Genomic DNA, 19,644 nt, shown 5'->3' with positions numbered 1-19,644 from the left:
GCACAGCTTGATACTGATTGCTATCATCTCAAACAGAGGGGGAGACGTTGCCCTTGCCAGACAATACATTGCATATCCGCCACTTGGGTAACATGGATTATGAGACTGTATGGCATGCCATGCAGCACTATACCGACACCCGTGACGAACACAGCCCGGATGAACTCTGGCTGGTGGAGCATCCACCGGTTTTCACCCAAGGCCAGGCAGGTAAGAGTGAGCATCTACTCAACACCGGCGATATCCCGGTGATCCAGGTGGATCGCGGCGGCCAGGTAACTTACCATGGCCCGGGGCAATTGGTCGCCTACCCTCTTATCAATATCAAACGGCGCAAGCTTGGGGTAAGACAGCTGGTTACCGACATAGAACAAAGCCTGGTGGAGCTGCTCAAGCGCTTCGATATTCCGGCCTATGCCAAGTCCGATGCGCCGGGTGTCTATGTCGAGGAGCGTAAAATAGCCTCTTTGGGGCTGAGGATCCGTAAGGGATGCTCATTCCACGGCTTGGCGCTGAATGTCGACATGGATCTCGCTCCTTTTCGTCGTATCAACCCCTGTGGTTATGCCGGACTCGAAATGGCCCAGTGCAAAGCACTCGGTGGCCCCCAGAGTGTCGAGGAGGCAGGCCAACACCTGATTGAAACTTTTAGCCAGCGTTTGGGCTATGAGCAAACAGTGCATCACCAAGGATTAGCAGAGTCATATGAATAGGCCAGAAAGATTACAGCCCGGCGTGAAATTGCGGGACGCCGAAAAGGTCGCCCGTATCCCGGTCAAAGTTGTGCCATCAGAGCGCGACACCATGCTGCGCAAGCCCGATTGGTTGCGGGTTAAGTTGCCATCTTCCAATCAGCGGATCCTGGATATCAAACAGGCACTGCGTAAAAATGGTTTGCACTCAGTGTGTGAAGAAGCCTCCTGTCCAAACCTGGCCGAGTGCTTCAACCATGGTACAGCCACCTTTATGATCCTCGGCGCCATCTGTACCCGGCGTTGTCCCTTCTGTGACGTAGCCCATGGCCGCCCACTCAAGCCTGACGCCGAGGAGCCTCTCAAGCTGGCACAGACCATCAAGGATATGAAGCTCAAGTATGTGGTGATCACCTCTGTGGATCGTGACGATCTGCGTGACGGCGGCGCCCAGCACTTCGCCGACTGTATCCGTGAGATCCGCAAACTCAACCCTGAGATCAAGATAGAGATCTTGGTGCCTGACTTCCGCGGCCGTATCGATCAGGCGCTGGATATTCTGGCGACCGAGCCACCGGATGTATTCAACCACAACCTGGAAACGGCTCCGGCTCACTATCGTAAGGCCCGTCCCGGTGCCAACTATCAGTGGTCACTGGATCTGCTCAAACGCTTTAAAGAGCGTCATCCGGATATCCCGACTAAATCGGGGATCATGCTCGGACTCGGTGAAAGCAATGAAGAGATTGAACAGGTGCTCAGAGATCTGCGCGCTCACAATGTCAACATGCTGACTCTGGGCCAGTATCTGCAGCCATCCAAATTCCACTTGCCGGTGGAGCGTTACGTGACTCCCAAGGAGTTTGACGACTTCCACAACCTGGCAACCGAACTTGGCTTTACCCACGCAGCCTGTGGCCCGCTGGTTCGCTCAAGCTACCATGCAGACCTTCAGGCCCAGGGGAAAGAGGTCAAATAGACCAAGCCCAAGCACCTAAAAAAACAGCGCCCACAGGCGCTGTTTTTCTATTTATGGGCACAATTTAAAACTTTAGGGTTAGCGGCAAAAGCTCTGACATAACAGCCTCTAGCCATATTAGCCGGGATGCTCTAAGAGCCAAGGAGAGCTAAGAGGCGTGAAGAGACAACTCCATCAACAGAGCATCTTCCCGGCCCTCTTTGGCCTGATAGTAATCGGCCCTGGAGCCGGTCTCAATAAAGCCCAGGCGTCGGTACAAGGCGATAGCGGCAGCATTACCCACCCTGACTTCCAGCAATAGTCTCTCCACACCAGTCTCTTTAAGCAGTTCGATTGCCGCCTGTAATAGTTGCCGCCCCAACCCCTGACCTTGTGTGGCAGGAGCGATACAGATATTCATCAGGGTCGCTTCCTCGAACAAGACCTGCAGCAAGCAAAAGCCTTGAAGCTCTTGTCCTAGATATAACCCCAGAGCGCGGTAAAAACGACCAAAGCAACTACCCAGAGTCGCCTCACTCCAGGGAAACTCGTGGGCCAGTTGTTCAATTTTCATCATCTCGTCGAGGTCATTGGCCTCCAAAGCTCTGATTGCGATAACCTCAGTCACTTCGCCTCCAATCTGTGCCAAATCTGTTGCCATAGGGCGCGCTTGCCCTCACTGCCTGACATTAATTGCGCCGGCTGCGATGAGTGTAGCCAGGCCCCTTCAACAGGCTCAGGGAACATATTCCATATCACCTCTTGCCCAGCCACAGGCCGATTACCGACGCTGCACTGCCCTGCCTCCAATCCCAATAACGCCAACACCTTAAGCACCAGGGGATGTTGCAATACACGCTCGTCAGCATCAGGCACCAACAGCATGAAAGGCACCTGGGCGGGAGAGTCTTGTCTACTGCGCCACAGCTCTATTCCCATGGCGTGCAAATATTTATTCATGGTGATTGCGCTCCGCTTTAACGCAGTTTGAAAATGTCGCCCAAAACCCATAGCGAGGGACGAACAAGAAGGGCAAAAATGACTGAAAGAAACCCGCAACAGAGCTTCCAAGTTAAGCGCTTTAGAATACCAGCTTGCTCAGCAACTGTCTGTGACCTGAGAGCAAATCCCCTGGCAATCCACTCAAACAAAATCGATTGCAGACATCTATTCTATTCACTTTAACTAATTAGCTTCCGGAGTAATATAGAAAACAGCTCATTTACGGAGGTTATATTATGAATATCAATATCGGGATCAACCAAGCCGATCGCCTGGAAATAGCCAACGGTTTGAATCGCTTACTTGCTGACACCTACAGCCTTTATCTCAAAACCCACAGCTTCCACTGGAACGTGACAGGCCCCATGTTCACCAGCCTACACCAACTGTTTGAAGAACAGTACACCGAATTGGCTGCCGCGGTAGATATCATAGCAGAGCGGGTCAGAGCCCTGGGTGAAAGAGCCTTGGGCTCCTACAGCGCCTACGCCGCTCAGACCGAAATCAAAGAAGACTCAGGCATCACAGATGCCAAACAGATGCTTGAGGAACTGCTGGAAGGCCAGGAGATCATTATTCGCAACGCCCGGGCACTCTACCCTCTGGTGAACCAAGCCAATGACGAAGCAACGGCAGATCTGCTGACCCAGCGTATTCAGCTGCATGAAAAGACCGCCTGGATGCTGCGCAGCTTGTTAGTGCAGTAATCTGGCATCACTTTGATACGGCGTTCAGAAACGGTATGAATTAGCGGCTAATGCTGAAACAAACTGAGTATCAATCTATACGGCTTACGCGTGTTGCGTGAGCCGTTATCTTATTTGGCACCGGGCAGGGTTTAACCCTGTAACAGTAGTTTTAAAGATATCTGCAAGCTGACAGTGCTAGGTGGTAAATAAACGGGTCCATATCGACCTCAAGCACTTTATGATATCTACAAAAGGAAAACGGCCCGCATATTGCTATGCAGGCCGTCTGGAATGTGGCAGGGGTGGCAGGACTCGAACCCGCAACCGTCGGTTTTGGAGTGAGTTATTTAAATCATAAAAATCAATTGGATAAGATTTTCCTTAGAAAATNGCCGTCTGGAATGTGGCAGGGGTGGCAGGACTCGAACCCGCAACCGTCGGTTTTGGAGTGAGTTATTTAAATCATAAAAATCAATTGGATAAGATTTTCCTTAGAAAATTAAACTAGAAAAAACATCGAATAAACACATGATTTTTAATGTTTTAAATTGCTAATTTCTAACTATTTTAATCACAAAAAAAGGATACCTATTCGCGCATACTTAACTACTACACTTTTATGGTAGTCCCCGAAAAATAACCATATCCATCGTTCAGCACTCTTTGTCCTTTTTATGATTACTCAAAAAATAGTCACTATGCCACTACACCCACTATCTCTGATGGCGACCTGCTTTTTAGAAAAATAACATACTACATGTGAATTGAAAGCATTTCTGATTGATTGTTAGCTCTCTCAAATCATTGAATAGTCAAAAAATGACTCTGAGCGTGTAACCTCATTTATGGACAATTTCGAGTTAAAGCATTAACTCTAACTCGTCTGCTTCGGATAAAAATATCTATGGGTTAACGTCCACATAACCGGACGACTTGAGCGCAGCGAAAGACGTTCCGCGTTAATGCGCTTGTTAGCAATATTTAGCCCGCCTTAGGCTTGGGTAAAGATTGGAACGAGTTTTCAAGCCATGCATCAAATTTTTTACCTTTTTCATATAGCATCACATCGAACATTTCAGGGGCAACGACTTCAAAGTGCTCACGAAATAGGCTTAAATCGAACTCATCCATTTTTTTCTCACGTTTAATACGCTGAAAAATTTTAGTAAAGTCCTTTGGCTTATAGCCGATATTTTTGCGCCCCAACTTAATTGGCTGCCCATTTTTAGTAAACCCTAAACTTTGAGCAATACGAAATGCTTCTTCCTTTACCTTGTAAACCTTGTCATGAAGAGCCAAACGAATAACTACATCTTGTCTCTCACGACAATCTATAGATTTGATCTCTTGCAATGCCGAAAGTCTCTTTTTCCAACTGGTTTTGCAATTCGCTGCTTTAACTAAACCTTTGATTTTACTTTCCAAGCCATTGTTTTCTGTCATTTTATATCCTCATTTTTAAACCTTGAAGTTGAATAATATTGCTAACGCCTCAATCTAGGGAATCCCCAGATAATTCCCTTTTTATTCAATTCAGTAGACACGCATGGTGTTGATTGATCTAATTGATTTCGCCAAAAAACTACCAGATCCAACACCATGCGTGATGTCCATATCTTACACGATTTACTCAAAAAGCAATGCCCGCAAATACATCAAAAACGGCTTAATTCTCTGATGGTTGCTACAGAAGCATTACTTGATGGCAATCAGTTGTCACTCACTCAACTTGGTCGCAATATCTCTGGTGCGGTGGCGCCAAAGCACAACATCAAACGGATAGACAGGCTACTCGGCAACCCGCATCTACACTCTGATAAATTCGCTATTTATCAATGGCATGCCAAGTTACTCTGTGCAGCTAATCCCATGCCGGTAATCCTCATTGATTGGTCTGATGTCCGTGAACAATTGCGGATGATGACATTGCGAGCCTCTGTCAGTGTGCAAAGGCGCTCGGTTACCCTGTATGAGCGTACTTTCAAGTTTGCCGACTACAATGCTCCCCGCAGTCATAACGCCTTCTTGGCGGAGTTGGCACAGATGCTGCCGTCCCATGTGTGTCCACTGATTGTCACCGATGCGGGTTACCGCAATACCTGGTTTCGGGAGGTGGAACGATATGGTTGGTTTTGGCTTGGCCATGTCCGTGGGGATGTCGGCTTTCTCCTGGCCAATAATGCCCAATGGCAGTCGAATAAGTCGCTTTATCCCTCCGCCACGGCGAAAGCCCGGCATATTGGTTACGTAAAACTGGGACGAAAATCGCCTATGCGCTGTCATTTACATCTGTACAAGGCTGCGCCGAAATATCGAGCCGACAAGCGGTCATCCAAAGCAGGACGCAATCATACGACACAACAAAGTTACCGTCTTGGCAGTAAAGAGCCTTGGTTACTGGCAACCAACTTGCCTACGGAGGCGTTCTCGTCAACGCAGGTGGTCAAACTTTATGCCAGACGGATGCAGATAGAAGAAACCTTTCGCGACCTCAAAAGTCCCCAATACGGCATGGGACTCAGACAAAGCCGCAGTCGTTGTCCGCGCCGTTATGATGTGTTGTTGCTGATAGCTTTGTTGGCAGAAATCCTGCTTTGGTGCATCGGTCTGGCAGCCAGGCATCTGGGATGGCAGCGGAGGTTTCAAGCCAATACGATACGTGACAGAAACGTGCTATCTATACTCCGGCTCGGCAAAGAAGTGAGACGACGTCCGGAATACTCAATCAAAGAATCGCATTTTCGCTGGGCTTGGGGTGAATTTCTTAAACTGGTTAACATCTCTGGGAGGCCAGAATTATGAGGGGATCCTCCAGCGCCTCAATAACCGGCGCAGCTTAGCTGCGTCCGGCGCCGAAGGCGCGTAGTTGATTGACTTGTTAAGCACTTACACCTTCAGCCAATTTAAGTAATTCGGTTTGATCTGCTGTGATTTTACCCCTTTCTACAGCATCATAGTATAAATCAACAAGGCTCTTTATATCGTCATCGATCAATAGCCCGTTCTCTTTTGCAGATCTAACTGTTTCAATTATTTTATTAACAAGCAATTTTGACCGAATATTACTTACCCTTTCAATGAGAAAGAAAGCTTGCGCATTAGTTGGGTTTTTCTCTGTATTACCCCAGAAGTGATTCATGGCTGCGACAACACCAAAGCATCGACGCTCGAAGCGCACGGACGAGATATAAATATCTAGAATTAGATCTTTACTAAAAACGCTCGTAATCCACGGTGCCAATGCCAACTCAATAAATTTACGCCTTTTTGTTTTGCTTAAATCTGTAATAAATAGCGTTCGCACAAGCTGCTGCACAATGGTTGAACCTCCGGATCTTGGCTTAATATTAATCAAGCCTAATAAACTTCGAGCAAGCGATTTATAGCTAATTCCAGAGTGACTATAGAAGTCTTTATCCTCAATGAAAACGAGAAACTTCTTGATATTTATGGTAGATATTTTGAGCCTGTCAGTTTCATAGACTGCCAATTTAGCTCGATATGCGATGTACTCAGTATTTTCAGTTAATGGCAGCCCTATGATTCTAGATAAGAACTTATAAAATAGAAGCCGAGATGTTTCATGAGTATCTAACAAAGATAACCGATAGATAACCATTGCAGTTAAAAACCAGAGAAATCCCATTAACAAAATAAAAATTGAATTAATTTCCTTTGGAATAACACCAGGATTCTGTTTAATAAAGTAGGCGCTCAAGAATAATACTACCGAGCTTGAAATAATTGAAATAATCCAGAAAGGGTAAGCCGCATATGTTAGCCAACCGGGGAATAATCTCAGAGCAAGCGGCTGATCCGCTCCTTCGATTCTCCAGTTGGGCAGCAAGAGCTGGACATTTCCGTAACTTAACCCCAGCATTCGCCTCAATATAATGACCTTTCTTCCGGAAAAAACAATTGCCCTTTGTCGGTCAGAAAAATACTTTAGACTTATAAATGAGAACCCAATAATTATAGACAATAAAATTAATGAAATAATGTACGGTGGAATTACTCCACTAAAAACGCTTATTAGTTGGCTTGAAGAACCAACCAATAACGACCCTAATGCAGCCGATGAAACAAGCGTCACATTTGATGCGTTTAGAAAAACCCTTTCTTCTGATTCTAGGTTCTTGGCTGAAACCTTATACTCCTCTAAAGCAATATCGCGATCATCAAAATGGTAAGTAGGAAAGTGCTGTCGCCATCCTTGTTTATAGTCTTCTTCGATCAATGTACGATTTCCATTTTATTGCTTAACATTTTATTAGTGCGCATGCGCGTTTACCTCGTTGGACCAGTGAAAACGCGCACAGTTAACTATTTGTATGTAATGAACTTATCAGCATTTTGCTAAATTCACCATCTGGAAAAACGCGCATGCGCGTTTCCCAAACCTATTATCCAACCTAAGGTTTTTTGTAATTACATGATTTTAATCATATTTATTTATCTTTAAATGTGAAAACACGCACAAAGTTGGGATAAAAATCGTCATGATTGCAATATGACTGTATGCCCGTCCAGCGTTTAGGCTTTTCAACGAAAGACAACATTTGAGTGAAATGAATGAAAATTTGTAGGCGAGAAAGTCTGCGTTTGACTTCGCCACAGACAACGACTCAACTCGTTTGGGGGCATAACTTTCTTCGCCTCAACTTAGCCCTGTTCATAAGCTTTAAAAACCTGAGTTTAGCAACAGTGCAACGTTCCCATAGACCTCCTAGTTAACCGTGCAACGGCCCCACATACGCTCTCAGACCAACGAAAAAGTCCGCATACAAGTGATTTGGCCTTCATTTTGTTCAGTAAACGCCCCCAATTGGGCTTTGGGTAGTCCCTATCGTGCAGCCATCCCATAGGTTTAAGGGGTTAATCGTGCAGCCAACCAATATATCCAAGGCTTAAACGTGCAATGTTCCCACATATGCCCTTGCAATGGCGTTACATGTCACATTTTACATTCGTGACATGTAACGAAATATAAATATCTTTTTAAATTCATTTATATACGTTCAACCAGTAACACCAACCTAAGTCAAAATCTGGAAATTTCCTTCTGACTCTACAGACAAGACATTTGTCCAAATTGGGCAGTTTGGCGTGCCAATCTCGGCAATTATCAGCGGGATAATGGCTCCGTTCACTAAGCACGGAGTTATTTTTATGAAGTTAAATGGCATTGAGCTGCTCCACCTAGTTGTAGCACATGAGCTAAGAGAAGTTTGGGTCGTCAGGTTAGACCCACCCGATCAGCCCGGCAATCGGGGGCCAGATGGTGACCTGCTCTGGCCGGAGGTTTTGCTGTGCAAGAGTTCTGAGGATGCAACTCATTTGGCTGAGTACCTAAGCAAAGCAGCCTTTGATGATTTTTCTGATTTTATGGCCGCAGAAGAAGATGGGGAAATCCATTCAGTACCTCAGGATGCAGATCAGTACATAGTTACGCTCTGTAAAAGCATTCAAAGGTACAGATACGCATGGCTGGTAGAGCCAAGCATCAAAAGCATCTCACAAATCACATTGCTCAAGGAGGCTTTTCAACATGATTAAAAAGTCATTGAGTTTGCTGGCCTTTGCATTAATTGCATACTCAAACGTTACACTTGCTCAGGAAAGCGCCACTGTGGGTCAAAAATCCTCACAAGAAAAGCGCACCCAAAGAGAAACCACACTGAACGATGAGACCAGCATGGAGTTACAACGCCAAAAAGGAGAAGAAGCAAGAAAAGGTGAGGAAAAACGAGACACGACCTCCACATCAATGCGTGATGCAAACGAAACATCATCTAGGCAGCAATACCAAAAGGCTAACCGTCTTTCTGTAAAAACAGCCCCACTTTCTATTCTTGTAGAGCTATTTGCCTATGTCGAAAAAGGCAAATCTGTAAGAGGGAAAACAGCAAACGTCATCAGAAATTGTTCGCTCATTACGAACCCACAAGCGCCACAATTTCCAGAGTTAGAACCCAAACCCTTAGTTACAAGCGTTCAGGCCTGCATGGCCTGGAACAAAGAAAAAACACTGGGACAATGCCAAGTTGAGTTGCAACAGGCAGCTTTCAACTGGGCGACCACTGGCATGCCTTCATCTATAAGAGTTCCATCTGAACGACTAAAAAGAGAAGGTGTTTGCTGGGCAGTCTACGGACTTGTAGCAGAAGCAACGCTGGATGAAATATCAAGCGGGATTTCGGTCAACGGAAGTGGCAAGTCAGCGATAAAAATGGCGCTTGCCAAGGCAATGAGTAAACAGCTCATACGTAATGACTTACCAGAAAAGGCCTTGAAGATAGTAGATAGACAATTTGGAAGGAACTGCGTAGTGCCATCGACACGAGGGTATCAGTATGAAGGAAAATACGAATGGTCATGTGGCTCTTTTTCTGCTGATCCAAAAAATCTATCAGCTTCAATTGGCGAGTTCACTGTCTTTGGCCGAGGAAACTCACTCTTTGGAGAGTCATGGGAGCTGGAGACATCATTAAATCACGACACTCTTTTTTCATTATCGACTACCAGAACTAACTCAAAAGAAGCATCAACGTCTAATACTCAGTATGCAAGCACCGACAACCGCTCATCCAAGTCCCGAAACCTTTCAATGAGAACGTCTGAACGATTACAAACTGAGGAAGCATCCAATCTCAGCAACTCCACGGAGGCAAGCTTCACAGTGTCTCAGCCAGGTATAAAAGGGGGTAATTAAAAATGAAATCTGTACTGTATGGCATCATCATTGCCTGCCCAATCACAGCCATTGTGATCTACTTTGCCTTAACTGGTAGGCAGGAAGTTCTTATCCAACAAAAAACACATGAAGTTCAGCAACAAATCCGCTCGGAAGAGTTTCATCGTGACTTCTCTAAGGCTTGGGCTGAGTTTGATCTACCCAACCAGCATGATAAGGCCCTCCTCTCGTCGGAAAACGCTGAACGGAACGAGCGAATAAAGCAACTCAAAAAACTTCGCTCTCAGTTGGAAGCGGATAGCGGTGAGTCAATGGATGACCTCAAAGGAGACTTAGCTGAGATGAGAAAAGCATTGAAGGAGGCAGAGCAAGAAAAATAGTTTTATTACTTAGCTTAGCATTCTTCAAATACAGATAAAAAGGCAGGATTTCCTGCCTTTGTTTGTATTTTTTTCAGTTTCCTCATTTATTTGAATGTGACTTCAACATTTAGGGTTTACGCTTTATTCCTTGGCCTCCACATTTTCAAACCTGGTGCATTGTTCTAACTTGCTGCCATATGCCGAGCGCAGGCGTTGCCCTACTTCCTCCCAATTAGCCTGTGTGACCTTGGCAGGATCGTAGACGAAACGACAAAGAGGCTCGCCGTCACTAGCTTTCTCGATGGTGAACATTACGCCATCCACTCGATCAGGGTTCGCAGCACACCCAGCCAAAGAGAGCATAGATGCGATTGCCACTGCTAAGATTGCTTTTTTCATTTCAGTTTCCTCATTTATTTGAATGTAATTCTCAACGACCAATTGACTGTTTTTTGTCGCGGTCGATTCTTTTTTCACTGTGTTGTTGGTGCTGAATTGACGATGCAGCTTGGCGTTCTTTTTCTCTCGATTGAGCCTGGGATATAGATTTTTGATGTTCTGGGCGAGGTTGATATTGGCTGTACTCTTTCTTGGCAGAGTGAGATAGCTTGTTATAGGTACTAACTATCAGCTTATCCGCCTCCTTCTGTTGGCCACTTTGCTCTAGCCGTTTGGCATTGCTTATGGCATCTGACATCAGTCCATGCCGCTGTTCTGTTTTTACCTCTAGTTGAAGGCGGGATAACTCAACACCAAGGGCTTTTGTCATTTTCCCAATATCTTTTTTTAGTTCCTGGGCAGCTTGTTGTTGCTTAGCATTATCTGGCTCAAAAAAGATTTTCTGGATAGCCTTTGCAGCCATCCAAACCATGGCTCCCGCTGCTTCAGTGAAAATATCGTTCTCCAGATAACCTCTTTGATAGTTAGAAAGCGTTTTAGAAAGCCAGTTATCTTGGGTTGGTTTATCGAGCCCCATGCTTTCAACCTGCTTCATTAGCAACTGGACAGAATCAACAATTTTCATCTGCTGCTCAGATAGCTGTCGATACTGCTCATTCATGTGAGCATGCTCAAAAACGCTAGTTTTAATCTGCTCATCTTTAATAGGATGACTATTCATACTCTGCACAATTGACTTAGCCGCCGATTCAAGCTGCCCAACCAACTTGTTAGGGTCGGAGACATCAGCTTTGCTAAGTTCTTGATAGAGCGCCGCAACTTTCGCTTTTTCGTTCAATTCCATTCCAATTACCTCTTAATGACGATGTTTTACATGTAGGTTTCCATTAACCCACTCTGCGCTAATGAAATTATTGGGCTCGGTAATGTGTTCAAAGTGGCTAGCTGACGCCTCTATATCTGCATGAAAGCGCTCGATCTCAGCCTGATAAGTCCGCATTTCAGCTACAAGGTTGGATAGTTGAGAGTACAGATCTGGCTTGGGCTCTCTTCTGAAGATTTTTCTGAAAATACTGGTAATCATTGAGTGCCGCCTTGATACCAAGAAGCAATAGGTTCGAAGTGATCTCCCCACTCCATGATCTTCAAAAAGTCATCGGTGTTATCGACTCTGGCGAGTCCACAATATGTTTTCGTGTATCGACCATCGAGGCACTTCAATACCGTGAAATGAAGAGGTTCACCAGATTCTGCTCTTGCCGCAGTTACACCTCGTCTTTGATGAATGTGAGCGTCATTTATTGGAAGTACTAATCCGTTAACTTGAATCTCTGCCGCCATAGTGTCCTCATTTATCTTTACTCTCTTTGAGCTAATATTTTCTCAGGTGAGCAAGCTTTAGATGGCACGCCAAAGTGCCCAATTTGGACAAAAAAGAAAGGGGCCTGAGCCCCTAAAAGAATGAGTGGAGAAGTTGAATTCGATGATCTAGCGTTTGTGTTCGCCAGCTTCTATCTGTTCGCGAGAAAAGACTGTGGGACAACGTGACAGATCCGGTTTTCCATAACCATTCACAGCCTCAGACCTGCTACATATGTAGGCATCAAACCGACCTGCCGCTTGCATCATTTTTTCTTTGGCCTTCATTGACTCGCTTGCCTTTTCTAGGTAATCACAGGCAGGATAAGACCAAGTTGCGAGTCCTGAATGACCTGCCGCATATGTAGAGCAGGTTTCCCGCTCCATGACTTTTTCTTTGTAACTTGCAATACCACTTCCTTTTTTCTGGAGTTGAGTCTGAATAGTTGAGTCGTGCTGGTACGGACCGGGATAGCTCCAATAAGGCACCTGATAGTTGTTGAATGCAGGAGAGTACACCGACATAAACCCACGAAGACCCTCGCTTTCGCCAGCAATGTAATCAGCAACACGTTTCCAGTTACCGTCTGTCCATTTCAAACAATGGTAACCTCCATCCGCTTGGCGAGGTTTAGCTCCCAGCGCGATAGCGAGCTCATCAATTTCGATGTCACTATCCTGGCTGCTATTATCTGTACCAAACGCTGCACACATACCACCCACGTGCATTACGGATATGACGCTGGAGCGGCCTATGGCGTACGGTTTGATATCAAACGCATCAAAGTATCCAGTTCGTTGATAATTATAGAAGTTGGCAGCAATCATATTCATTGCTCCAGATCTGGATTGCATGTTTAACACATCTCGAGACATTTTAAGCGCACTATCCCAACCAACTCGCGACGCCGCTGCCGCAATAAGGCTGCCCATCACATCATTATCATGAGACGAGATAGTGTATTGAACAGATGAAACTGGAGTCCGCACTGCACAGTATTCGTAATATTCATTAAAGGCTAGATCCTTACGCGCTTGTGGAGCGGCTGTATTGTGGTTCACCAAGAATTTATCCAAGCTCAGTTCCTGACCGTTCTCCGTACACTCACTACCTCCGTTGATTAGACAACGCTCATAAAGTTCAACCGTGCTTTTGAAAGAGGCAACGTTGGTAAGCGCATAATGGTCGATAAAATCGTCTACTGAGAACATTTGACCAGAATCATTGAAGCAATCATGGAATCCGTACTTCATGGCCTTATCTGCTTCATCGGAATAGCGATCTATTTTTGAAAAATTCACCTTCCTTTCTTTTTGGCGTCGCTCATCATTGGTTGTACGAATGCGCTCCAGGGCTGCTGATTGATAACCAGGCTCTAGCAACGCCTCGGTCCAAGAGTTAAAGGTTTGCCACTCGGCACCTAAATTTGCCACCATCTTAGCTGCCGAGTTGAATGCCTCCTCACTGCCGAAGTCTTCCTGTCTGAATCCAACGAGTTTCATGTCGGCTAGTGCCGCTTGTATGTCCGGATCTATTTTTTCAATTTTTTGGACCGACGTATCTGTCTTAGTCGTGTCGGCGATGTTAGGCATGGTCGCGGAGCAACCTGCCAGTGCAGTCATTACAACGATTGACGTAAAAAGAACTTTCACTTTTAGATCTCCCTTTAAGTTCTGTATCCATTCCATTTTTAAATAAAAGGGCAGTCTAGCTAGTACGCCAAACTGCCCTTTTTGGACAATGGACTGCAATTATCTTGTTAGACTGCGTTCACTGTCGCCTCTTGATATACCTTTAGCCTGAGATTTACCAGTTGTCTGCGTTGACGAGCGTCCTGACTCTGGTTGTTGCCATAGCTTATCAATCAAGTGATCCAGCGGTTCCAGAGACTGGTAACGGCTTTCCTTAGCCGTCTGTTTTTGACCTGAACGCTGCTCCACAGCTCGGACAAACCCTTCCTTTGAATCGGTGTATAGATACACGCGGTCCTTTGCTCTTGATATCTGCACGTAGAACTGTTCCGTGTTCAATAAAGCTTCCCGGTTGGTTTCGGCGTGCACAAACACGTTCTGGGCTGTCTTACCTTGGGCAGCATGAACCGTCATGGCGTAACCGTGATCCCAATGGGAATTAGCCAGTTTGGACATGTCAAACTCACCAGTTTTACCATTTGAAAGTCTGAAGGTTACGTTCGTGCCTTCTATCTTCTCAACTGTGGCCGTGTCATTGTTCAATCGTCCAGTTGGCTTATCATTATCACGCCACACGATCTTCTCACCAACGGCCAAACCACTTTCAGTTAGGTTGAACATCTGGATGTTCTTGGCCGCATAGCGTTCAGGGGAGAAGCGAATCAGCTCAGCCTGCTCATTGGCCCCGAACTTCTTAAGCAAGATATCGTGGTTATCTCGACCAACAACCTGATAATACAGGCCCTGCTTGATGCCCTCACGCTTGAAGCTACGCGCAAACCGGACGATTTGCCCATTTTGATACGATGTCACCACACGCCGTTCAGCTTCGGTTGCATCGACTGGTGATAGCTGGTTAGTTCGGAGCTCTTCGCCCAGAGCACCTTCTTTTTTAAGGGCATCACGAACTAATTCATTGGTGCGACGACGGCCCTCTCGACTTGGTTCGAGGATAATACTTTTGGCTCGTTCCTGCGGCGCAAGAGCCATGTAGTCCGTCACAAGCTCTTGTCTGCGGGCTTCACCGCTTTTGTCATGGTCGATCTTTCCGCTTTTTTTACGAGAGACCATTTCCTTTATCGTGCTACCGCTCTCCTCTAATCGACTGAGAGCGTGAGAGGCATTCTTCATAAGGGAGAGATACACCGCATCCCGAGTACCTCGGTTCGTCTGCCGAACGATTTCTTCCAGATGGTAGGTTTCCATCCCATGGTTCTGTAGCTGCCGAAACGCTGCGCCAGCCTCAACTGAGGCGAGCTGCCGGACATCACCCGTCAGAATGACGCGAGCGCCCACTTGACCAGCCCGCTGTAGCAGGTCACGCATCAGCTTAGTTCCCACCATACTGGCCTCATCGACCACCCATAGCTGCGGATTTTTTTGCAGGCCCTTGGTAAGCTCCTCCCACTCTCCCTGCAACTCTGTTCGTTCGTAACGGAGTTCGTCGAGCCGTTTTTGATAGAGCGGTGAATTTTCGGGAATACGAACCCCATTTTTTTCATCCACATACGGATTGGCGAGGGCTTTTTCGATTTGCTCTAACCGCTTATTAATTTTGTCGATCTGGGCACGAGTTTTCCGTTCTTGAACCCACTCGTTGCGGTTTTGTGCTAGAAAAGATTGAATCGTTCCAGACTGAATTCCAGCACCCTCTATCAGACTCTGACCAGCAGAGTTCGTAGGTGTGAGCCCCCTCACGTCATACCCCATCTCCCTCGCTGTATCAGCTACGGTTCGTAAGACGGAGGTAGTTTTAGCCGTACCAGCGAACCCTTGCGCTCCGACGATCCGGTTCTCGGTAAGCAGAATGCCCTCCGTGGCTTTCCTTTGGTCAGCATTCCACTCATATCCAAGTTCATTCGCCTTCTCCTCGGCATTAGAAATGGCTACAGTCGCCTGCTCCCGGCTGCAAAATGCCTGAACGCGGTCGCGGCCAAGGTATTCCTCCTTGAGTACCTCATCCTCGATTTCGATGGCCGCTTTCGACGTATATCCCCGCACATCAATCTCTTGCTTGCTGACCTTATCAAAGGTTCTAACCGACTTCTCTATTAGCTGACCACCGCCGATTGCAGCATCAATCGCATTCTTTACATCAGAAAGTAGCACTCGCGATCCGGCATAACGGCTAGCCACTTTAACTAAATCGTGGTGCGTCCAAGATGTGTCACGCTCCCCAAGGTGTTCAGTCGCCCACATGACGGCTTCGTTAGCTAATTCAACCCGCGCCAAAATTGCCTCGGATTGCTGCTCTAGGCTTGGAATGTTTTTCCGTGACAGAGCTATTACTTCTTTCAACTCGGTCAGCTTCTCAGAGCTGATTTCAGCATGCCAGCGTTCAAGAAGTTCACCCCGTTCTGCCTGAACCTTTCTATCCCGAGTGTCTAGAGTAGCAGCCTCTTTCTCGGCGGCTGTAGCCGTGTCTCTGGTTTTTCCACGGGCTTCCAAGGCATCCCCAATAGCCTCTGAACGCTTCGAGAATTCATGGACAACATCTTTATCAAGGCCTGTAATTTCCCAAGTTCCATCTTTTGCATGATCCAGGCTATACCCCAAAGAGCGCACCTCTTCAGCGAGATATTGCCGATAAACGAGGCCTAAGTGCTTCTGATCAACAAAGAGGGGCTTGTTCTCAGTGGAACGCCACTGCCCATCACCGCGCTGTGTTATGTTCATCAGGACGCAATGAGTATGGAGTTGTGGGTCGAGGGCGCGACTGGTTGTGTGCTTGAAGGTGGCGGCCACCATCGAGCCGGTTTTTTCGTACTTGACTCTATTCTCGGTTCGGTTACGGTTCCTAGTAACAATATATTCCTGTTCTATATAGCGCAGAGCGGCGTGCACGGCCTTATCGTGGGCGCTCAGTAACCTTTGATCACCAGCAATTTCAGCCAGGATAGAAACACTCTTGGGCGCTGAGAAGGTCACATCCGTTCCTGGTTGATGCTTCCACTCACCATCTCTGATAGTTCCAACTCTCTGCCCATCGGGAAGCTGGCCTTCCAAAAGAGATTTGAAAGTTTCTCGCTGCACGTCTCCTGATAAACCCAGCGCTTCTGCTCCCGAACCAACCCACTCAGACGGAGATAGGCCATCGACATAATAATCGTCTTTTTCAAAGTAATGACCTGCCTGCGAGGCACTTTTTATTGCTTTGGGTGACATCATGATTTTTTGCCTCCTTTCCCAAGCAGACCAAATACCAAATCATCATCCATTCCGACAGTTCCCAATACTGAATGTACTTCCTGCTCAATGTCACTTGGGCTTGGCACTTGCTCTTTAGGCTCATCAGTAGCCCGCACGTTAGAAAGTTCTTTCGGAACAAAGTCAGTATCAGCTTCCATTTTCATTGCTCTTGCGGCATTGAGCAGGCGCATACCAACAGTCTCATTCTCATCACCTTGATTAAAACCGTCAGCGATCTTTGGAAGTCTCAAGAATGGAATATCAATACGGGCTTTACTCTCCACGCCCCAAATTTTGGCAAAACAAGACAAATCAGGCAGGTCCATGATTTCACTGGGAAGAACAATTTTTCGGTTTTGGCGTTTAGAACTGACCCGAACACCGTCTCGAATGTCATCGGCGGAGTAGTTTAAGTCTTCATCAACTTCCTCACGCTCAGCTTCACCAAGTACTTTGGAGACCCACTCAGCAGTGTCGGCATTATTCAAACGAAAATGAAACTGTGTGGAGCACAGGCCAAGTATGGTTTTAGAGGTATTTTTTCCAAACTCTTCCTCTAGCTGGTTTATTTCCTGAATACCCAAAACAACAGCCGCACCGAAGCCCCGCCCTTCGGCCATCAACATTGAAAGAGCAGGAATTTTTTTGAGGCTTGGTAGCTCATCGACAACAATCCAAAGAGTCCGCTCGTTATTAACCCCACGCGCCATCAACCCTTTGGCCGCAGCTTGTATCCACGTTGAGATGAGAGGTTTCTGTATTTCTATTTCAGATTCACGTACTGGTAAGAATAACCAACTATCATCGGCATTAGGTTCATCGCCTTCTGCTATCCAATCTCTTATAGAAAAGAATCCCTTTTTATTCTCTTCTTTCAACAGGCGAAGTGGACGAACACCATCTACGATGGTTGAACGGATACTTTCGAGAGTTCTCTCGTTATCTTCATTGAAATATGTCGCTGCTGGAGTACCTGCAACCAGTTCTTTGAGTAACTCAAGATCATTCCACGCTGTCGCCCGAAGAAGTGAAAGCAATGACTTCGGTCCGTCTAGATATAAATTCTGAAGTGCGGCAGAAACAACTGCTCTGGCAGCGGATGTAAAGAATTTCTCAGAACCGCTATTACTATTAGAACTAGGTAAAAGTGTCTCAGATATCCAGTCCGCATCAAATGGTGATGCCATTTCTTCCCATGGAGTCCATTGGTGTGAGCGGCTATCTGCCGGATTGAGTATGTGATCAACTCCGTCCCGGTAGAACATCTCTACGAACTCGCCTTTCTTGTCATATACCACGGCTCGGTCTCCACGAGCGCGAATAGCTTTAAGCAAATGAGTTAGTGCAGTAGATTTACCGGCCCCGGTGGTGCCACTAATCAAGGTATGCTTTTTTGAAAATCCTGTGGGTAAAGGGAAATCGCCGAGGGTTAAATCAGAAACACCATGCTTTTCTACGATTTCTCCTTTCACTTTTTCGGCTGAAACAAGTTTCGCCCCTCGAATATATTTGTCTTCTTTGATTTCCTTACCTCTTTTAACGGCCTTAACAACAAGATAAACACCAATAGGCAAGTACAATACAAAGAGCGAACTGAAAGCCCATCCAAAGGATTTGATAAGCTTAACAGCAGCTTCCTGGAATAGTGGTTCATTTATCACCACAGAGGATGGCAGAGAGTCGCGCCCATCTAGGGCAACACAGGTTCCTATAGTCACGCTTGAAAATGGTTGTACTAGTGCCTTCAATTGTGCCCAAAGATATGTACTAGCGTTTTGCAAGACACATTTATCGGCGTCTATCCCGATGTATAACAGGCCACCGACAATCGCCAACAAAACACCAGGCAGAAAGATCCAAATCCCGCTGAATAACAACATCTGCTGGCTATGAAGCCATGTGTCCGCACCACGAACAAAGTCACCGACTCGACCTTTTCTAATCGTTGCCATTATCGTCCCCTCCAATAAAGTGAGAACGCAGTGCATTTGTGCGCGCTGAAATGACCTGTTTAGCCTCAGCCATTTCATCCTCAGAGCAGGTCTTTTTGAGCAGAAAATCTGTGGTTGCCACGTTGATCGACAACAGGTTAATTAGCTGCTGATAAATCTCTTTCTGATCCACTTGTACATTTCTGATTTCGCTTAATGTTGAGTCATTATTTAACGCCTGTTCGATCAAAGACACCGCCGTTTTACTAACCGTTTGCCCCGATTCTTTAGCTAATTCCTTCAACAAAATATGTACTTGTCTAGGTGGATATATTTGTACGCGATACGCCTTAGAAACTCCCATTGTAGTCCCCCTTATCCCTGATTCTCTTGTGTGCAACTCCCTTGCAACTCTGTGTGTACAGAGGTACAGGGAGTCCCCTCAGAAGGCGCTACTGCGCCGGATGAGACAGACCACTCGCGGTGAGTGGGGTGTGGAGAAAAATCCGGGCAAAGCACGGTTTTTTCTTGCTGTGAGATGGGGTCCCCGAGCGCTAAGCTCGGGGTGATTGAAGAAAATAGTTCCGCTAGTTTTCTGGTAGAATATTCGCGTCGCTCTGCTGCCAAAAATGCCAACTGAGAAGCTATGGTATTGATTGCATCAACGGCGGTACTAG

General features: G+C 46.3%; 18 protein-coding genes. 7 read left to right on the top strand and 11 right to left on the bottom strand.

From position 1 onward, the window contains the following. Positions 1-53: 53 nt before the first annotated feature. Positions 54-713, top strand: coding sequence for a lipoyl(octanoyl) transferase LipB (gene lipB / locus CX650_RS11045; protein ID WP_039035899.1), 660 nt, complete (start codon positions 54-56; stop codon positions 711-713). Next, on the top strand, positions 706-1,671 hold the full coding sequence (gene lipA, locus CX650_RS11040) for a lipoyl synthase (RefSeq protein ID WP_025009861.1): 966 nt from the start codon (positions 706-708) through the stop codon (positions 1,669-1,671). The genes lipB and lipA overlap by 8 nt, the downstream gene beginning before the upstream one ends. Before the next feature lie 148 nt (positions 1,672-1,819). Here lipA and rimI read toward each other — a convergent pair whose 3' ends face one another. Both rimI and CX650_RS11030 read right to left on the bottom strand, forming a co-directional pair. After that, complete coding sequence (gene rimI / locus CX650_RS11035; protein WP_167388641.1) at positions 1,820-2,311, bottom strand: ribosomal protein S18-alanine N-acetyltransferase; 492 nt, start codon at positions 2,309-2,311, stop codon at positions 1,820-1,822. After that, the gene (locus CX650_RS11030; RefSeq protein WP_101095852.1) at positions 2,275-2,610 is read right to left on the bottom strand and encodes a DNA polymerase III subunit psi; all 336 of its coding nucleotides are present in this window, start codon (positions 2,608-2,610) and stop codon (positions 2,275-2,277) included. Before CX650_RS11030 ends, rimI begins: the two co-directional genes overlap by 37 nt. 278 nt (positions 2,611-2,888) lie before the next feature. On the opposite strand from CX650_RS11030, the gene dpsA reads away from it, so the two are divergent. Next, a complete protein-coding gene (gene dpsA / locus CX650_RS11025; RefSeq protein ID WP_100144124.1) occupies positions 2,889-3,359 on the top strand; it encodes a DNA starvation/stationary phase protection protein DpsA in 471 nt (156 codons plus the stop codon). A 963-nt stretch (positions 3,360-4,322) separates the two neighbouring features. Here the strand turns inward: dpsA and CX650_RS11020 are convergent. Continuing rightward, positions 4,323-4,784: a HEAT repeat domain-containing protein gene (locus tag CX650_RS11020; protein WP_101095851.1), complete on the bottom strand. Its 462-nt coding sequence runs from the start codon at positions 4,782-4,784 to the stop codon at positions 4,323-4,325. A gap of 156 nt (positions 4,785-4,940) precedes the next feature. Between CX650_RS11020 and CX650_RS11015 the strand changes: the two genes are divergently transcribed. Further along, positions 4,941-6,143, top strand: a complete 1,203-nt coding sequence (locus CX650_RS11015; protein WP_101095850.1) for an IS4 family transposase — start codon at positions 4,941-4,943, stop codon at positions 6,141-6,143. 76 nt (positions 6,144-6,219) lie between these two features. Here the strand turns inward: CX650_RS11015 and CX650_RS11010 are convergent, their stop codons facing one another. Further along, complete coding sequence (locus tag CX650_RS11010; RefSeq protein WP_229800121.1) at positions 6,220-7,578, bottom strand: biosynthetic peptidoglycan transglycosylase; 1,359 nt, start codon at positions 7,576-7,578, stop codon at positions 6,220-6,222. A 932-nt stretch (positions 7,579-8,510) separates the two neighbouring features. Here CX650_RS11010 and CX650_RS11005 point away from each other — a divergent pair. The 3 genes from CX650_RS11005 to CX650_RS10995 are packed head-to-tail and all read left to right on the top strand — an operon-like array spanning position 8,511 to position 10,415. After that, positions 8,511-8,897 carry a hypothetical protein gene (locus CX650_RS11005; RefSeq protein WP_101095849.1) on the top strand — a complete coding sequence of 129 codons (387 nt, stop codon included), beginning with the start codon at positions 8,511-8,513 and terminating at the stop codon, positions 8,895-8,897. Next, entirely contained in the window at positions 8,890-10,053 is a 1,164-nt protein-coding gene (locus CX650_RS11000; protein ID WP_101095848.1) for a hypothetical protein, read from the top strand. The genes CX650_RS11005 and CX650_RS11000 overlap by 8 nt, the downstream gene beginning before the upstream one ends. 2 nt (positions 10,054-10,055) lie before the next feature. Further along, on the top strand, positions 10,056-10,415 hold the full coding sequence (locus CX650_RS10995; RefSeq protein ID WP_101095847.1) for a hypothetical protein: 360 nt from the start codon (positions 10,056-10,058) through the stop codon (positions 10,413-10,415). Between the two features lie 123 nt (positions 10,416-10,538). Here the strand turns inward: CX650_RS10995 and CX650_RS10990 are convergent, their stop codons facing one another. The 7 genes from CX650_RS10990 to CX650_RS10955 form a co-directional block, all read right to left on the bottom strand. After that, a complete protein-coding gene (locus CX650_RS10990; protein ID WP_099659516.1) occupies positions 10,539-10,796 on the bottom strand; it encodes a hypothetical protein in 258 nt (85 codons plus the stop codon). 31 nt (positions 10,797-10,827) lie between these two features. After that, on the bottom strand, positions 10,828-11,640 hold the full coding sequence (locus tag CX650_RS10985) for a hypothetical protein (protein ID WP_101095846.1): 813 nt from the start codon (positions 11,638-11,640) through the stop codon (positions 10,828-10,830). 236 nt (positions 11,641-11,876) lie between these two features. Next, the gene (locus CX650_RS10975; RefSeq protein ID WP_101095844.1) at positions 11,877-12,137 is read right to left on the bottom strand and encodes a hypothetical protein; all 261 of its coding nucleotides are present in this window, start codon (positions 12,135-12,137) and stop codon (positions 11,877-11,879) included. A 147-nt stretch (positions 12,138-12,284) separates the two neighbouring features. Next, positions 12,285-13,907 (bottom strand): hypothetical protein, encoded by a 1,623-nt coding sequence (locus CX650_RS10970; RefSeq protein ID WP_101095843.1) that lies wholly within the window; start codon positions 13,905-13,907, stop codon positions 12,285-12,287. Continuing rightward, positions 13,908-17,015: a MobF family relaxase gene (mobF, locus tag CX650_RS10965; RefSeq protein ID WP_101095842.1), complete on the bottom strand. Its 3,108-nt coding sequence runs from the start codon at positions 17,013-17,015 to the stop codon at positions 13,908-13,910. Next, positions 17,012-18,988 (bottom strand): type IV secretion system DNA-binding domain-containing protein, encoded by a 1,977-nt coding sequence (locus tag CX650_RS10960; RefSeq protein ID WP_101095841.1) that lies wholly within the window; start codon positions 18,986-18,988, stop codon positions 17,012-17,014. The genes mobF and CX650_RS10960 overlap by 4 nt, the downstream gene beginning before the upstream one ends. Beyond that, positions 18,975-19,331: a hypothetical protein gene (locus CX650_RS10955; RefSeq protein WP_101095840.1), complete on the bottom strand. Its 357-nt coding sequence runs from the start codon at positions 19,329-19,331 to the stop codon at positions 18,975-18,977. The genes CX650_RS10960 and CX650_RS10955 overlap by 14 nt, the downstream gene beginning before the upstream one ends. Positions 19,332-19,644 lie beyond the last annotated feature (313 nt).

Source organism: Shewanella indica, from assembly GCF_002836975.1.
Classification (GTDB): Bacteria; Pseudomonadota; Gammaproteobacteria; order Enterobacterales; family Shewanellaceae; genus Shewanella; species Shewanella indica.
This window is presented reverse-complemented; position numbering and strand designations above follow the sequence as displayed.

Excerpts from the sequence above, each read along its gene's own strand:
- lipA (WP_025009861.1), top strand. The coding sequence starts at position 706 with ATGAATAGGCCAGAAAGATTACAGCCCGGCGTGAAATTGCGGGACGCC.
- rimI (WP_167388641.1), bottom strand. The coding sequence starts at position 2,311 with ATGGCAACAGATTTGGCACAGATTGGAGGCGAAGTGACTGAGGTTATC.
- CX650_RS11030 (WP_101095852.1), bottom strand. The coding sequence starts at position 2,610 with ATGAATAAATATTTGCACGCCATGGGAATAGAGCTGTGGCGCAGTAGA.
- dpsA (WP_100144124.1), top strand. The coding sequence starts at position 2,889 with ATGAATATCAATATCGGGATCAACCAAGCCGATCGCCTGGAAATAGCC.
- CX650_RS11020 (WP_101095851.1), bottom strand. The coding sequence starts at position 4,784 with ATGACAGAAAACAATGGCTTGGAAAGTAAAATCAAAGGTTTAGTTAAA.
- CX650_RS11015 (WP_101095850.1), top strand. The coding sequence starts at position 4,941 with ATGCGTGATGTCCATATCTTACACGATTTACTCAAAAAGCAATGCCCG.
- CX650_RS11005 (WP_101095849.1), top strand. The coding sequence starts at position 8,511 with ATGAAGTTAAATGGCATTGAGCTGCTCCACCTAGTTGTAGCACATGAG.
- CX650_RS11000 (WP_101095848.1), top strand. The coding sequence starts at position 8,890 with ATGATTAAAAAGTCATTGAGTTTGCTGGCCTTTGCATTAATTGCATAC.
- CX650_RS10995 (WP_101095847.1), top strand. The coding sequence starts at position 10,056 with ATGAAATCTGTACTGTATGGCATCATCATTGCCTGCCCAATCACAGCC.
- CX650_RS10990 (WP_099659516.1), bottom strand. The coding sequence starts at position 10,796 with ATGAAAAAAGCAATCTTAGCAGTGGCAATCGCATCTATGCTCTCTTTG.
- CX650_RS10985 (WP_101095846.1), bottom strand. The coding sequence starts at position 11,640 with ATGGAATTGAACGAAAAAGCGAAAGTTGCGGCGCTCTATCAAGAACTT.
- CX650_RS10975 (WP_101095844.1), bottom strand. The coding sequence starts at position 12,137 with ATGGCGGCAGAGATTCAAGTTAACGGATTAGTACTTCCAATAAATGAC.
- mobF (WP_101095842.1), bottom strand. The coding sequence starts at position 17,015 with ATGATGTCACCCAAAGCAATAAAAAGTGCCTCGCAGGCAGGTCATTAC.
- CX650_RS10960 (WP_101095841.1), bottom strand. The coding sequence starts at position 18,988 with ATGGCAACGATTAGAAAAGGTCGAGTCGGTGACTTTGTTCGTGGTGCG.
- CX650_RS10955 (WP_101095840.1), bottom strand. The coding sequence starts at position 19,331 with ATGGGAGTTTCTAAGGCGTATCGCGTACAAATATATCCACCTAGACAA.